The organism is Mesorhizobium sp. M0830, from assembly GCF_040319965.1.
Lineage (GTDB): Bacteria > Pseudomonadota > Alphaproteobacteria > Rhizobiales > Rhizobiaceae > Mesorhizobium.
The window spans coordinates 16,653-30,223 of the sequence record NZ_JAMYOR010000073.1 but is presented as its reverse complement, the minus strand read 5'-3'; the positions used below and the strand labels follow the sequence as shown (position 1 = coordinate 30,223).

The 13,571-nt window shown below is 58.7% G+C and carries 12 protein-coding genes; 8 read left to right on the top strand and 4 right to left on the bottom strand.

Features of this window, described 5'->3' with window-relative positions; translation table 11 throughout:
- A partial coding sequence (locus NKI20_RS29355; protein ID WP_352837081.1) for a hypothetical protein occupies positions 1-190 on the bottom strand: 190 nt, incomplete at its 3' end.
- Positions 191-1,259: 1,069 nt separating this feature from the next.
- Here NKI20_RS29355 and NKI20_RS29350 point away from each other — a divergent pair.
- A complete protein-coding gene (locus tag NKI20_RS29350) occupies positions 1,260-1,889 on the top strand; it encodes a LuxR C-terminal-related transcriptional regulator (RefSeq protein WP_352837075.1) in 630 nt (209 codons plus the stop codon).
- 150 nt (positions 1,890-2,039) lie between these two features.
- Here the strand turns inward: NKI20_RS29350 and NKI20_RS29345 are convergent, their stop codons facing one another.
- Positions 2,040-3,110: a hypothetical protein gene (locus NKI20_RS29345; protein ID WP_352837072.1), complete on the bottom strand. Its 1,071-nt coding sequence runs from the start codon at positions 3,108-3,110 to the stop codon at positions 2,040-2,042.
- A gap of 561 nt (positions 3,111-3,671) precedes the next feature.
- Between NKI20_RS29345 and NKI20_RS29340 the strand changes: the two genes are divergently transcribed.
- On the top strand, positions 3,672-4,259 hold the full coding sequence (locus NKI20_RS29340) for a sugar transferase (RefSeq protein WP_352606497.1): 588 nt from the start codon (positions 3,672-3,674) through the stop codon (positions 4,257-4,259).
- 125 nt (positions 4,260-4,384) lie between these two features.
- Here NKI20_RS29340 and NKI20_RS29335 read toward each other — a convergent pair whose 3' ends face one another.
- Positions 4,385-4,606 carry a hypothetical protein gene (locus tag NKI20_RS29335; protein WP_352837070.1) on the bottom strand — a complete coding sequence of 74 codons (222 nt, stop codon included), beginning with the start codon at positions 4,604-4,606 and terminating at the stop codon, positions 4,385-4,387.
- Positions 4,607-4,995: 389 nt separating this feature from the next.
- On the opposite strand from NKI20_RS29335, the gene NKI20_RS29330 reads away from it, so the two are divergent.
- The 6 genes from NKI20_RS29330 (at position 4,996) to NKI20_RS29305 (ending at position 10,741) form a co-directional block, all read left to right on the top strand.
- Positions 4,996-6,276: an O-antigen ligase family protein gene (locus NKI20_RS29330; RefSeq protein ID WP_352837067.1), complete on the top strand. Its 1,281-nt coding sequence runs from the start codon at positions 4,996-4,998 to the stop codon at positions 6,274-6,276.
- An 89-nt stretch (positions 6,277-6,365) separates the two neighbouring features.
- Positions 6,366-7,175: a hypothetical protein gene (locus NKI20_RS29325; RefSeq protein WP_352837065.1), complete on the top strand. Its 810-nt coding sequence runs from the start codon at positions 6,366-6,368 to the stop codon at positions 7,173-7,175.
- The gene (locus NKI20_RS29320; protein ID WP_352837063.1) at positions 7,160-8,176 is read left to right on the top strand and encodes a hypothetical protein; all 1,017 of its coding nucleotides are present in this window, start codon (positions 7,160-7,162) and stop codon (positions 8,174-8,176) included. The genes NKI20_RS29325 and NKI20_RS29320 overlap by 16 nt, the downstream gene beginning before the upstream one ends.
- Positions 8,177-8,263: 87 nt before the next feature.
- Positions 8,264-9,424: a PqqD family peptide modification chaperone gene (locus tag NKI20_RS29315; protein ID WP_352837060.1), complete on the top strand. Its 1,161-nt coding sequence runs from the start codon at positions 8,264-8,266 to the stop codon at positions 9,422-9,424.
- On the top strand, positions 9,421-10,416 hold the full coding sequence (locus NKI20_RS29310) for a nucleotidyltransferase family protein (RefSeq protein ID WP_352837057.1): 996 nt from the start codon (positions 9,421-9,423) through the stop codon (positions 10,414-10,416). The genes NKI20_RS29315 and NKI20_RS29310 overlap by 4 nt, the downstream gene beginning before the upstream one ends.
- 82 nt (positions 10,417-10,498) lie before the next feature.
- Positions 10,499-10,741 (top strand): hypothetical protein, encoded by a 243-nt coding sequence (locus NKI20_RS29305; RefSeq protein WP_502898172.1) that lies wholly within the window; start codon positions 10,499-10,501, stop codon positions 10,739-10,741.
- A 272-nt stretch (positions 10,742-11,013) separates the two neighbouring features.
- On the opposite strand, the gene NKI20_RS29300 is transcribed toward NKI20_RS29305, so the two are convergent.
- Complete coding sequence (locus NKI20_RS29300; protein WP_352837056.1) at positions 11,014-13,524, bottom strand: RTX toxin; 2,511 nt, start codon at positions 13,522-13,524, stop codon at positions 11,014-11,016.
- Positions 13,525-13,571 lie beyond the last annotated feature (47 nt).

Sequence of the window (13,571 nt, the reverse complement as noted above, 5' to 3'; positions counted from 1 at the left end):
GCTGGTCCTCGAAAATCTGCTTGGTGTCGGAAAGCAGGCGCCCGATCAGCGTCGACTTGCCGTCATCGACCGAACCGCAGGTCAGAAAGCGCAGCAGCGACTTCTTCTCCTGCGCCGCCAGATAATCGCGGGCGCTCCTCGCACTGGAAAAGGACAGGTTAAGAATTGCCGTCCGGTGACCCTCATCCACGGCGGTCGGCCGCGATGCAATTCGAAAGGCGGGCCTGCACTTTGCCGGGCGATCCGATCTGGCTTCTAATGGACATGGCCGTCTGCAACCCTATCACCGGCAGTCTTCTCACGGTCTGCGCTTCTGCAAGGTCAGGCAAGAAGACTGCCGGATCGTTATACGCTTGGGCGCGCGTCCATGAAATCCCACTATCGTTGCCGCGAGCTCCGTTGTGGAAGCTCGTCCGCCGCTGGGCCAAATGTGACCCGTTACGGATCAGTACGTCTGGCACCGCAATTGCTTTGATAGATGTGTGGGCTGGGGCGAGGGCTCGTCGCCTCGCAAATGGGGTGGCGGGCCTTTAGTCAACGAGGAGTTCTGATGGAGCGGCCCGGCACCCGTTGTTGGGATGGGGCTAGGACACCGGGCCTAACCGACGGGCAGTTTGTGAGAAACCGCGCCGGGGCTGGGGACTATATGCGCTCACGCCGAACACGCGCAAAGCATACGAACGGAGTACGAGAGCCACAATTCGGGGGTCACCGATAGCCGATAAGCCGGTGAGCTCGCTGGTGGTCGAGGCAGAACTGGTCAACCGGCGGTCCCAGTTCGGACGATCTTGAGTTCGCGCTATTGGTGTCTCATGGCGAAATACAATTACAGATTGTAGTACGGTCAGGTATATTAGCTACCTAAGATATAATTACCAAATTGTTAACCAGGATTAATGCGCCTTTTCCACAGCATCGTAGTATGCCTTCCAGGTTGGGTTACCTCCATGGAGCGAGGAAGCCATACGTCCGTGCGTTGGGGCGGCGTATGCCCTACTCCTTGAATCCAATCGTCAGTTAACAACTACGCAACCTGACACATGATGAACGAGCGTACAGTTCACGCTTCTGCCGAATTTTGCGAGAGGGGGCAAAACAAAAAGGGAGCGACGGAGAGGAGTAGTAAGGCGATGGGACACCCCCAAATTTCCGATTTTTGGAACGACGCAACAAGACCGATACACAATGGACATCTGCCGGACGCGAATGGTCTTAGCGGGTCCGATCTCGATGAAGGAGGCCCAAGCGAAGGCTTGGTCATGATTGTCGACAAGCGAGCACTCGAACGTGAATGCCTTGCGCGCGGCCTCATCGAACACAATCCCACTTGGCGGGTTAGCGCGGTCGGATCACTCGACGAAATTCAGCACATTGCCGGGGAAGCGCAACCGTCCGCGATCCTCGTAATTCTCGGCGCCAGAAAGGTCACGGACCAGAGCGTTCGGGCGGAACTTTCGCACTTCATTTCCGAGTTTGGCACCGCACCCGTAATCGTCGTGGTGGATTCCGACGAGCCGGTGGAGGTTCTCGCTGCTCTCGAATGCGGCGCCCGAGGCTACATCCCTACCAGCGTGAAGGTGAAGGTCGCGGCCGAGGCTATCGGTCTCGCTCGTGCCGGAGGGATCTTTGTCCCCGCCAGCTGCGTGCTGGCTCTTCGAGAGATCATCCACTCGACCACAAACGGGGCCCGTCCGCTCACCGGCATGTTCACCACACGCGAGGCGGCGGTTGTGGAGGCGCTCAGGACAGGCAAGGCGAACAAGATAATTGCTTACGAGCTCAACCTCTGTGAGAGCACCGTCAAGGTCCACATCCGAAATATCATGAAAAAACTCAAGGCTACAAACCGCACCGAGGTAGCGTACAAGCTTAGACAAATGTTGCTGTGAAGGCTGCCCGATCGGTCTTTGCCTGGCCGGCTTGGCAATATGAACCGCCGGGCGCGTTAAGGGCGGGACCACGGGTTCGCCGTTCTGGTAAGTTCCAAAGGTCGATGCCGCCGTCCGCGCCTTGTCGCGAACGGCACACTGGGCCTGTGCTTAGGCACCAACCGTTGCGGACCCCGCCGTCACCAGAAATCCAATGCTGTCCCGTCCAAGCTCTACGCCACGATATGCTGCTTCGGCAGCCTTCAGCCCTCCCGTCAGTCTGCGGACGATTGGAGCCGATCCGAGTACGTCAAGTGGAAGGCCTAGCTGACCACGGGTGAGCCGCTTCGGTGGCCAGACCCTGAGGCCAAAATAGCTCGCGGCAGAGCGATCGATGCCGCCGCTGAACTGCACTAGGAGCGCTTGGCGAGAGTTCCGGGAAATACGGCCTAGGCTGTTAATGTCCATTGAAGGTTTGTCGGACGGCCTCATCGCGACCACGATCACATCCCATGTGTCGTCGGTCAGGAGCATGGGATGCGAAAAAACACTTACTCTCGCCCCGCCGGCGCGTAGCGCCTGCTCAAGGGATGGTGCACAGGGCGTGTCGCAGACGATGGCGAGCCTCGCGGCTCGTTGATCGACACCAGCATCGCTGAGCAAGATGCAGCATAACCGCGCGAATTCCGGTAGCAGGTCTATGGCTGGGTGGCTGAGATTGGGAGCCGCGACTTTGATGCCGGCCTCTTCACAGGCGTCGAAGTCCACAAAGCCCGGCCGAAGCTCCCATGGTTCAGCCATCAGCGAAATCACCGCATGTGAGGGCAAGAGTTCAATGAGAGATCTCGAAATCGGTCCGACCTGGGGACAACTGGTGACGAGGTCGACGTCCTGCCATTTGCGGCTGCCGATGCGATTCGTCACTTCAATGCGTTCGGAGACTTTAGCGTGTTTGGCAAATGCCAACGTCGCATCTGCGATGGCCGCCACGCTCGGATGTCTGGAGGTTATGCGGGCGAGCGCAACGACACGGCTGGCATTGGCGAGCGCCGCCGCTGTGGCAGTCACCGCTTGGTATCCTGTCGTAGCGCCAACGACCACGGTGAGGCCGGAGAGATCAAGATCAAGCAAGGCAATTTGCTTGCGCACAATGGCAAGTACTTCGGCAAGCTCGATCTCGCGAATATCACGAGCAAACGACGCCGCGGTAAAATCACGCGGTAAAGGCATCAAGCTGGACACCACGTTGCGCGCTCCACTGTCAAATAAGCCTGAACTGTAAGCCTGGAATGTCCGTTAAGCTGACAAACCGCCCAGGGGGATCTTGTCTCGGCGTGATGCACGTGTATTTCCTGCATTGCTTTGACGGACGCCTTTGCGCCTTGCGCATTTATCAAACGTGGTTCCTGTATCTCCACGAGCGTGACGGCCTGGATTCGGTTGGCACCCTGGTCTCCTGGTGGCTGAGCCAGGTCCAATGCAGACTTTGGCAATACAGCCGACCTGCCCGGACTGCTACCGCAGCAAACGGATGCTAGGTGATACGCCGTTTGATCAGAAGGCTTATAGACACCACGCCATCGACGCCCGGGTCAGGCTTAGGAGTAACGAGCACCGGGTACGCCGCTACCTCCTTTGCTTCTCTTGCCAAGAATCCCAAGCCGCTGTGAAGTTGGGCAGCAACACCAACCGCGTTTCTTGGTGAGACCCGTGACAATCAGCGCATTTGACATAAAGCGCCGCAGGCCCAGCATCCGGATCGGCCAAAACCTCCGTCCGCTTGGAGGCCGGCCCAAAAGGATCATGGACATGGCTGTCGCATCGATCGCACTTGTCCTTGCCGCCCCGGTCATGCTGGCGGTTGCCCTTTTGATATTGTTGACTGATGGGGGACCGGCGGTGTTCTCCCACACCAGGGTCGGGTTCAATGGCAAGCGCTTCGCCTGCTATAAATTCAGGACCATGGTGGCGAACTCGGAGCGGGTCCTGGCCGACTATCTCGCGAGCAATCCCGAAGCCGCCAAGGAGTGGGAGCAGAATTGGAAAATCAAAAACGACCCCCGCATCACATTCCTGGGGCATATTCTCAGGAAATCGAGCCTGGACGAGCTGCCTCAGCTCATTAACGTGCTGCGTGGCGAGATGAGTTGTGTCGGCCCTCGTCCGGTCGTTCCCGACGAACTGCAACGTTATGGCTCCTGTGCGATCGATTATCTAAAAACCCGACCGGGGCTAACCGGCCTGTGGCAGGTAAACGGCAGAGACGCGATGGACTATCCCAGTCGTGTCTCCATCGACAGTCGCTATGTGCGGGAATGGTCGCTGTGGGCCGATGTCGTTATTCTCATCCGGACTGTCTTCGCCGTGATGAAATTCGACCATGCGTCTTAAGTAAAGCGCACCGCAAATTCTTGCTCTCATGCATGTCGTTGCCGCAAAGACGCCGGCGTGTCCTGGCGGCAAAACAACGGCGAACAGCTCCGGCGCCGGGGCGCGAAAAATGCAGCCGCGGATCGTCATTGCTCGCGTGACATGTCACGGCGCCAGATGACGCCAAGGACGAGGCCGAGCAAATAGGCGCACTGCAGAACGATTACGAGAAGCAGGATTGAAACCAGGCGGCCCCAGTCAAACAAACTGCCGATGCCGCCCGCAACGACGCCGATCACGACGGTCACCGCGGTCATGATGATGAGCGCAGCCGCTCGAAAACGAAATCCCAGCAAAATGCCGATCACGCCGACTGCGACAAGGCCCCAAAGCACGGCGATCTCCTATGGTGTGGAAGACTCAGAAGACTCAAAGTGCCGTACCTGAGTCTCCCACATCTGCGAATCCGTACCAACACCCAATCCGGCTGCACTGACTGGCCGACTGTCGATCAAGTTGTGGGAAATCGCTGCACCTCAGCCGCTTTGCACAAAAGGCGTAGTGCACCCTGTCCCAATGCACCCTTTTCGCACATTTCCATGTCCATCCGCTGAGCCTAGGCTGCTCGTGAAATAGGTATGCGGAGATTCACCTGCCATGCGGCAGCTTGCCAACAAGGCGCTGTACGTTGCGCATCAGGGCAGAGTTGCGTCGGCACGAAATTCCTAGATCACGCGTTCGGTGTGACATCCCATCTATGCTGCAGGTATCCGTTCTTTTGCTGATCGTGTCCATCTGGTTCCCTGGCGCCACGCGGATTGCCGGAACGGATGGCTCGCTTTCCTTCCTGCTTGCTCTGTTCTGCGCCCTGGTAAGCGTCGGTGCCTATGCCGAAACAGCAAGACGCCTCCATCGGACCGAAGCGGCACTGGCGACTGCGGTGCTGGCCATATCTGCTTTCATCATGGTTCTGTCCCTACTGTCGATGCTTTACGCCGACAGTCCGATCAGGACGATGCGCGCGGTTTTTGCGCAGGTGTTCGGTTTCGCGATTATTCCAGCAGTCGCAGCGATTTCCACCAGACCAAAGGGTCTCGTGGCAATCGATAGGATAGTGATGGCGATGATCATCATGAGTGTTGCAACATCCTGTCTAGTCGCAATCGGGCTGGGCGATGCCAGATTTGCCGATCGCGCGGAAGGCTATTTCAAGCACTCTAACCAACTCGGGATCGCCTTGTCGGCTGCTCTGCCGCTTGTCGCCGCGAAGCTGATCTCATCCCGCACCCACCGTGTTCTCCTCTTGGGCTGCATCATTGCGGTGCTCCTGGGTTTGGTGAAATCGGGCTCAAAGACAAATTTCGTTCTCGGCGTTGCAGGCCTCGGAGCGTTCTTCGGAATATACAGCTTCTATCTGGTTAGAAGAAAGCAGAGCCCAGTAGCAGTAATCGCGGGTATGGTTACGGCTCCGATATTGCTGGAAGCGAGCCTGGTGGCATTGCAGTACCTCAATCCACGGGCTTACAATCTGCTCGCCCTCCAATTGTCCGGAGGCGAGGCACATTCGGTCATCTCGCGGCAGCGGCTGTGGTCTATATCGATAGACCTCGGCCTATCGCATCCGTTTATGGGGGTCGGCGCAGGGCAGTGGGTGGGCGATATTGCTCCCCATAGCCACAACCTGTTCATCGACGCCTTTAGAACACTGGGGGTGCCCGGCGTCGGGTTGATGTCAGTGATGGTACTCGTGGTCGTGACATATGTTGTCAGCGCTGTCCTCAGTACATTGTTTGATAAGGACAGGGGGGACCACTCGACGGAAATTAATGTGATGGTGCTCGGAACGTCGGTTTCCGTTTTCAACTACATCGCCGCAAACCAGATGAGCGATTCTTTCGGCCCATCAACAGCGCCCTTCTTCTGGCTGCCCTTGGCTTTGCTCATCTTCTACCGCGGCAGGCAACGATCAATGCAGAGCGGGCTTGGTGAGAGCCCAAAGCTGTACGCGAGAATTGGGACTCAGCTCTTTCAACATTGAGCTTCCGCCATGTCCCTTTGTCTTCCTAGAACCAACCTCGTCAACCGAACCCAATGATTCCGCACACAACTAGCGAGCTGGCGCTAGGCTTGCCGCCAAGCCTTGAAGCAAGCGCGCCTCAAACAGACATTCGATTCGTCGAATTCTTTGGTCTCCCTGGGATCGGAAAGACAACCGCTTCCACCCTGTTGGCGAACGACTTGCGACGGTGCGGCCCGCTGGCAGGCGACGTGAGAATAGCGTGGGGGACAAGAACGTTCATCGACCGCCAGATCCACAGGATCGGTATTGTTGCCCCGAGATTCAAGGACCGTCAGTTTCGCTCGTTGCTCGCCCGAATTGCACGTTTTGTCATCGAGAGTGGCCAATCGTCGTTTGTCGATGCAATCAGGGTTATCTGGAACCTTTCAGTTTTGGTTGCCTATATCCAGACCGAGAGGCAGGGAAAGAATACTATCACTATTATGGATCAGGGGCTGTTGCAGGGGTTCCTCTCAATATCGCTTAAAGCTAAGCATCGGGCAACTTCGGAGAGGTGGCTTGACATCTTGTTCGCCATTGGCATGCATGACATGGTTTTTGTCCATCTGCGCGGCGAGATCGGCCTGGCACGAAATCGACTTCTGAAAAGGGGCGATCGGTCCTCGCGGATGCAAAGGGCATCTCCTGATTGCGGCGGTCATCTCTGGTCGGCTGCGGACTGTGCTTGCCGCCAGATTGCGGCCGATCTTGAGAGAGGAATGGAAACGGAAGATCACGTCGGCGTGCTGGCGGCGGTCGACGTGGAAAGGTTGGCATCGCCCGAAGATGTCGCCGAAAGGGTTCTGGAGGCGGTGCTTTTGGCCTGTCTCGAACGGCGTCGGCTGGGCGATCCGGCAGGTCAATGGGCACCACAATGAACCGCCGATCATTCATGGGCGCCGCCGGCCTGTATCCCCTGATCGCCCTGCTGCCGGGCTTGGGCTCAGCGCAAGGGGGACAGACGCCGAAAGGCAAGGAATTCGTCCTGGCAGGTGCCTATGGATTCGAACAGCAATCGATTAAGAACCTCGAGCCGGGAGCAACAATCGACGCTCGAAATGCTTCCTTCACGGTTGCCAACAGCAGAAATAGCGATCCCAGCGCGATGACGGGATGCGACGAGGGGCCGTTGCCCGTCAATCGCTATCCCCTCGTCATCCGCAACTGCCCCGGCGTTCGCCTTACCGGAGGGCGCTTCGATGGTCAGGTGCCGCTAACGTCTGATTGGCGCGACACCTATTGCAACAGCGCCGCTCTGCTTGTCAGGGACGGAACCACCGACGCGACAATAGAGGGTATCCGTGCGCGTCGCTGCTGGGATGGCATTCGTTTCGCAGAGCACGCCGACGGCTTTCGGCTAAAAGGCTGCTGGCTCAGCGAAATCAGGGATGATGCGGTGGAGAACGACTATCTCCTCAGCGGCATCGTTGAAGACTGCCTGTTCGACGGATGTTTCTCAGGGATCAGCCTGGATCCTGCATCAAACGAACGGGACGGAACAGGCCAAACCGTGCGGATCGACAGATCCCTCATTCGTATGCACGCCTTTCTCTCCAAGGGCGAAATCACACATCAGGCGCCGATCAAAGCTGTCGACCAGTCACCCAGGTTGCGGATTGCGGAATCGGTTTTTGCGTTGGCTGCGGCTAACATGCGTGGATTCCGTCGCCTGGAAAGAACATGGCGGCTGACGATTGAAAGTCGCGACAATGTGTTGCTGTGGCTGCCCGACGCGCCAATACCCTCCGCGTTGCCGCTGCCGCCGTCTGGTTTCAGAGTGCTGACCGGCGCCGACGCCAGGAGCTACTGGAGCAGGGCGCACCTCCAGTGGATCGCAGCGCATCAGAATGTGGCCAGGTTTTCCGACGAAGTGCTGTGAGAAATCGCAGCCCTCGGTGACGACAATGCATGTTGCTCGCCCATCGAACACACCCGCTTTGCCATAACAGCTTGGACCGTCACCGCGATGAATCAGCACGAGGCAATTGACAGAACTGCGACACCGCGCCTCGCCGATCACAGTCCTGCGACGTTTGTAATTCAAGGACGGTTGGTACGCGTCAGGGAAAGAAACGTCCTGTTCAGCCCGACAAACCAGGCCATTTTCGCCATCAACGACACTGCTGCCGACATCTGGCGCTGTCTGGAAGAAGGCATGGCACCGCAAGCCATTTCGGTCGAGATGATGCGCAGGGGCGTTGAAAGGCTTGAGGCAAACAGGCATGTCGAGGCGGCGCTCGCGGACTGGCAGCGGCTTAGCCTGATACGGCCCCGCGTGCCTGTGTCTCCGTCAGCCGCTCAGGAACTCGTGAGCCAGGTGGTCGCCGTTGCGGGCCTCAACATTCGGATCGTCTATCCAGCAGCCTACGCATTCCCCGCAATCACCGTATTTCGGCATCTTGAGGTTCGAAGTGAGGCTGCCGACGTTCTACTCGAGGTAGTTGAGCACGATGGACGGATCCATCTGTTCCGGGATGGTAATTGGATTCTGTCCTGCCCTCCCGACGAACTAGCCGTCACGCTGAAAGGGCAATTGCTGAACGAGGTTCTCGACCACGGCGTCTATGAACTTGCTCTCCATGCGGCGGGCCTTTTCAGCAATGGACGTATGGTCCTTCTTTGCGGCAATCCGGGCGCGGGCAAGACAACACTGACTTTGGCATTGATCCATGCAGGCTTCGGCTTTGCCGCTGATGATGTTACTCTGCTGGACTCCAGGGGGCGCGGCGTTGGCCTGCCGTTTGCCTGCGCGGTCAAGGCGGGGGCATGGCCGCTTCTGGCCGAATACTGCCCCGATCTCGACGATGCTCCAGTCTGCCGCCGGCCCGACCGTAGGCGTGTCCGGTTTGCCGTGCCCAAGGCGTCGGCGCCCTTGGCTCTTTCTCCCCTGCCCATCGGCAGTGTGGTCCTGCTGCGTCGAGGCCACGGTTCGAAGGCTTGCCTGGAGCCGGTCGATCCTGCCAACGCATTGCGCGGCCTTCTCAACGGCGCGCTTGCACCCGGCGGAAAGCTGAGTGGCACCGCGTTCGAAGTTCTGACCCAACTCATCGGATCGGCCGAAACCTATTGCCTGAACTATTCGAAGCTTGATGATGCGGTACAACTTATATCACAAGCGTGCCGATGATGAGCAGGGGCAACGCGCTTGAGGCGTTGGTCGCCGGACTTCGCGGCAGTCCGACTGACAGGGCCGACTGGCAGGCAGTGATTGCTTTGGCAAATCACACTCTGCTCACACCCGATTTGTTTTCCTCCCTCGCGCGTGCCGGACAAATCCACCAACTCCCGCAGGACGTGCGTGAGTATCTTCGGTTCGTTCACGACTGCAATCGGGAACGGAACCTGCGCTTGCGTTCCCAATTGCGTGAAGCCGTTGCGGCCCTCAACGGCAGCGATATCGTTCCGCTCCTGCTCAAGGGTGCCATTCCGTTGTTCCTTTCACCGGCCGGCCGGATTCCCAGCAGGATGACGAGTGACCTTGATCTAGCTGTGAATCCGCGCCAAGAGACGGTCGCCAGAGCCTGTCTTGAAGAGCTTGGCTACGTCGATGTGGCGGGCGCTCGAGGCATGGCCCGCCAGCAGGACGCCGGAATGCTGGAGCTCCGCTCGAGCCGAGCGAACGGCTGTCACCCCCCCAAGCTTGTTCAGCGAGGCGGCCTTCGGGTGAAAATTCCTACCGCTCAGTCTCGCGCTATGCACTGGATGGTGCACGACCTTCTCAAGGAGGGAGATTACTGGCGCGGAAGGATAGATCTCAGGCACCTTCATGACCTGGCACGATTGGCGGAAAGCGATGACGTGGATTGGACGTCACTGCAGCAATCCATGTCGGATGGAACCGCCCGTAATGCGCTCGACACCCAGCTCCTGGCCATGCATCATTTCTTTGGAACCAGAATCCCGGCAAAATGTGCACAACGTCGGATGGTCCGTATCCAGCACTGGAGACGCATCTTCACGGCGACCCACCCCGTCGTCGGAGCCCCGCTGCGCCTGGCCGGCAATTTGATGTGGGGGACATGGCGGTTTTCACGCGGCTACGGCTTGGTACGACGTGGGCCGTCGGACTTTTTGCGTCGCATTGCTCGCACGCTTTTCAACCCTCGCACCAAAATCTAAGCCTTTTGGAGAACTAGTGCCCCCGGGTCACAAAGCATAAGCTCGATCTGTAAATTTGAGACGGTTTGTGGAGAGGTTTGACATGTCAACTGAAAGCACAAAAAGCTCAGAACGGACTGAGGAGAACCTGGTCTCGGAAGCTCAGGCACGCCGCGACTTTCTCAAGAAGGCGGGGCGTTTTGCGGCAGTTACGCCGCCGGCTGTGACGCTTTTGCTCGGCACGAGCTTGAACTCCAAGGCGATTGCCCAATCGGGCGGATCACGCCCGGGCAATGGTTGGGGAGACAAGAACCACATCCACTCCGGTCCTCCCGGGCAGGCGTAAGCTCTTCGAGCATCATGGTCGCTGAAAACAGCGTTGTGAGAACGTAAGCCTGTCATTTGAAAGCCCGGACCACTTGCGGCACTTTCGTGTGCCGCAAGTGGTCCGGGCTTTTCTTTGCCGGCGGCTACCGGCTCACGGGTCTGAACTTCAAATCAGTGCGGCAAAAAAATGTATCGGGGTTTTCAAACGAAAAGAAAGCCCCGGCACCAACCTCGCTCTGTGCTCGCCGGGCATGACGAGGTCCGATGGTCTGAAGCACGCGCCGTGCAGGATTAGGCGAGCAGCCAATCATTTATATGGAATTCATAGATCTTGCCATCGTTCTCGGTGGGATGGGAGTCATTGTCGACGCCGCGATCAGTGATGTACAGGCTCATACTATGGCTTGGATCGTCGCTGCTTGGCGCCAGCGCCATGCCCGACGGTTTGTGGGCATGGGCCGCGGAGATATCGAGCGTGCCCAATAACTGCCCGGTAGGCGTTACCATTGCCACCGAGTTCCTCGACGTAATGATATAAAGGAGATCGTGGACTGAATCGTACGCAACACTTTCGTCGCCAGGGGTCCCCAGCGCACGCGCAGAAAAACTCGTGACTATGTCGTCGCCGCCCGTGCTCGGGACACCATCGAATTTGCCATTCGGACCCGCAGCGATGGTGTAAATCGTCTGCGTTGTGCCGTCGGCGACATATAGGACTCCACGTTTTGTATCATACGCAATCCCCTCCGGGTCCGTGCTGCCGAATGCGGCCGTCTTGAATGAGGTCACAAGGTCGTCCGACGTGTTGTAAAGTCCGTCCCGTCCGGGGTTGAGTTCGTATACGCTCTTTGTGCCAGTGTCGTCCGTGAAGAAGAGATGGTGGTTGGTGGGATTGTAGGCGATCCCCGACGGCTCATCGGAAAAATTGATCGTCGTGAGCGTGCCCGCCAGGGTGCCGCTCAGATTCATCTGGTAGAGATTCTTGCCGGTAAAAATGGACATCTCGTCAACTTCGCTATCGGCAACCAACAGCGTGTCGAGATGAGAAATATAGACGAGATCCGTGGGATCGGGGCTCGGTGGCGACCACAGCGACGTCAGGATGGTATGCGCCAAGGTCACTGATGTCGGCAGCTGATTAGCACCGGTGATGCTGACGGCGAAGGCGTGGGTATCGATGGTGCCGTCGGCCGAGGTGGCCGTGACGGTGAGGGCGACCGAAGGCTCCGACGTCGCATTGAGCATGCCGGTGCTCGAGCGCGTGATGACACCGGTGCTGGCATTGATGGCGAAGCGCGTGTCGTCGATCCTGTAGGTGACCGTCGAGCCGGCATCCGGATCCGTCGCCGAGGCGGTGATCCCGATCGCCGTGCCGGCGGCGGCGTTCTGGGCAATCTGGTTGGCTGCGGTGTCGGTATCCGGCGGGGTGTTGAAGGCGACCGGCTCAGCGCTGTTGAGGACGGCGAGGGTGAAGGCCTGGTTGGCGGTGGTGCCGTCGGAAGACTTTGCCGTCACCGTCAGGTTGATCGACGGCTGGGTCTCGAAGTCGAGCGTGCCGTTGGCTGAGCGCGTGATGACGCCGCTGCTGGCATTGATGGTGAAGCGCGAGTCATTGATGCTGTAGGCGACGGTCGAACCGGCATCGGGATCCGTGGCCGAGGCGGTGATCCCGGTGGATGCACCTTGCGCGGCAAGCTCGGCGATCTGGTTGGCGGCGGCGTTGGCGTCGGCCGGGCTGTTAAAGGCCACCGGACTGCCGGATCCTGGCAGTAGATATTCGATGTGCAGCAGCGGAGCGCTGGCCGGCGAGTATTCGTAGGAATCGGCTGTGCGCGTGCCGGTGCCGGTGACCAAAAATGCCATGTCGTTGAGCGCGGCCCAGCCCGAGCGGTTGATGATCTCCTGCACGATCGCCGACAGGTCCGGCGAGCGCTCGGTCGGCCCTTGCTCGCCTACCGTGTTCCACGGGTCCGGCGTCCAGGCTGCGGACGCGTCCGTTGTCGCGCGTGAGGACACGTCGAAGCTGACGCTGGTGAAGGCGCTCGCGTCGTCGGTATCTTCGCCCTTGATCAGCAGCGAGGTCACGCCGGTCTTCACCTCATTGGCCTGGAACTGGATATAGGCGCCGGTAATGATGGCGCCTTGCGGGATGTCGATCGCGGTGAAGCGGATGCCTACCGTCTGTCGGGTGCTGCTGTCATAGCCCAGCTCCAGGTCATTTATGTTGGTCGAGATCGAACCCGAACCCTTCTCCTCGACATCGTCGCCAGCGGTCGCCACCCTTGTCTCGAAGATCGGGTCGATTGCATTCGAGGCGGCGGCGAGGAGACTGCTGGAGGTGGCCGCGGCGCCCGTCGAGACCGTGCCGAGGTCAGCAACTGCCTCAGGGGTTGTGGCGGCATAGGTGACTTGGCTGTCGGCATGGCCCGTTGTCGCGTCCTGCCACAAATCGAGAAAGCTGCTGTCCAGATGAATGCCAACTCCGGCTGCCGCCTCGGCCAGTCCGCTGAGGTTCAATCCGCCATCGCTCCCCGATGTCGGAGTGATCCCATCCGCGGAAATGAGATCGAGGCTGTTCGCGGCGCGATCCAATCCGTGACTGTGAATCCCCTTGCCGGTTTCCGCAGCAGTTTCGTCGCTCAGATCGGAGATATCGCCAGTCTTCTCGTTGCCGCTCACGCTTCCGATTGGCAGCGTCAAATCGTCGACGTTCAGCCAGTCGCCTTTGATGCCGGAGTCAATGCCGGAGTCCGTCAGCAAGAGTTTCGTGTCAGTCCAGGGAAGCCCAGCCAGTTTTGCCATGTCGAATTTCCTCTCCATATTTCTCGACTAAAATCGGAATCTCGACG

Excerpts from the sequence above, each read along its gene's own strand:
- NKI20_RS29350 (WP_352837075.1), top strand. The coding sequence starts at position 1,260 with ATGATTGTCGACAAGCGAGCACTCGAACGTGAATGCCTTGCGCGCGGC.
- NKI20_RS29340 (WP_352606497.1), top strand. The coding sequence starts at position 3,672 with ATGGACATGGCTGTCGCATCGATCGCACTTGTCCTTGCCGCCCCGGTC.
- NKI20_RS29330 (WP_352837067.1), top strand. The coding sequence starts at position 4,996 with ATGCTGCAGGTATCCGTTCTTTTGCTGATCGTGTCCATCTGGTTCCCT.
- NKI20_RS29320 (WP_352837063.1), top strand. The coding sequence starts at position 7,160 with ATGGGCACCACAATGAACCGCCGATCATTCATGGGCGCCGCCGGCCTG.
- NKI20_RS29315 (WP_352837060.1), top strand. The coding sequence starts at position 8,264 with ATGAATCAGCACGAGGCAATTGACAGAACTGCGACACCGCGCCTCGCC.
- NKI20_RS29310 (WP_352837057.1), top strand. The coding sequence starts at position 9,421 with ATGATGAGCAGGGGCAACGCGCTTGAGGCGTTGGTCGCCGGACTTCGC.
- NKI20_RS29305 (WP_502898172.1), top strand. The coding sequence starts at position 10,499 with ATGTCAACTGAAAGCACAAAAAGCTCAGAACGGACTGAGGAGAACCTG.
- NKI20_RS29300 (WP_352837056.1), bottom strand. The coding sequence starts at position 13,524 with ATGGCAAAACTGGCTGGGCTTCCCTGGACTGACACGAAACTCTTGCTG.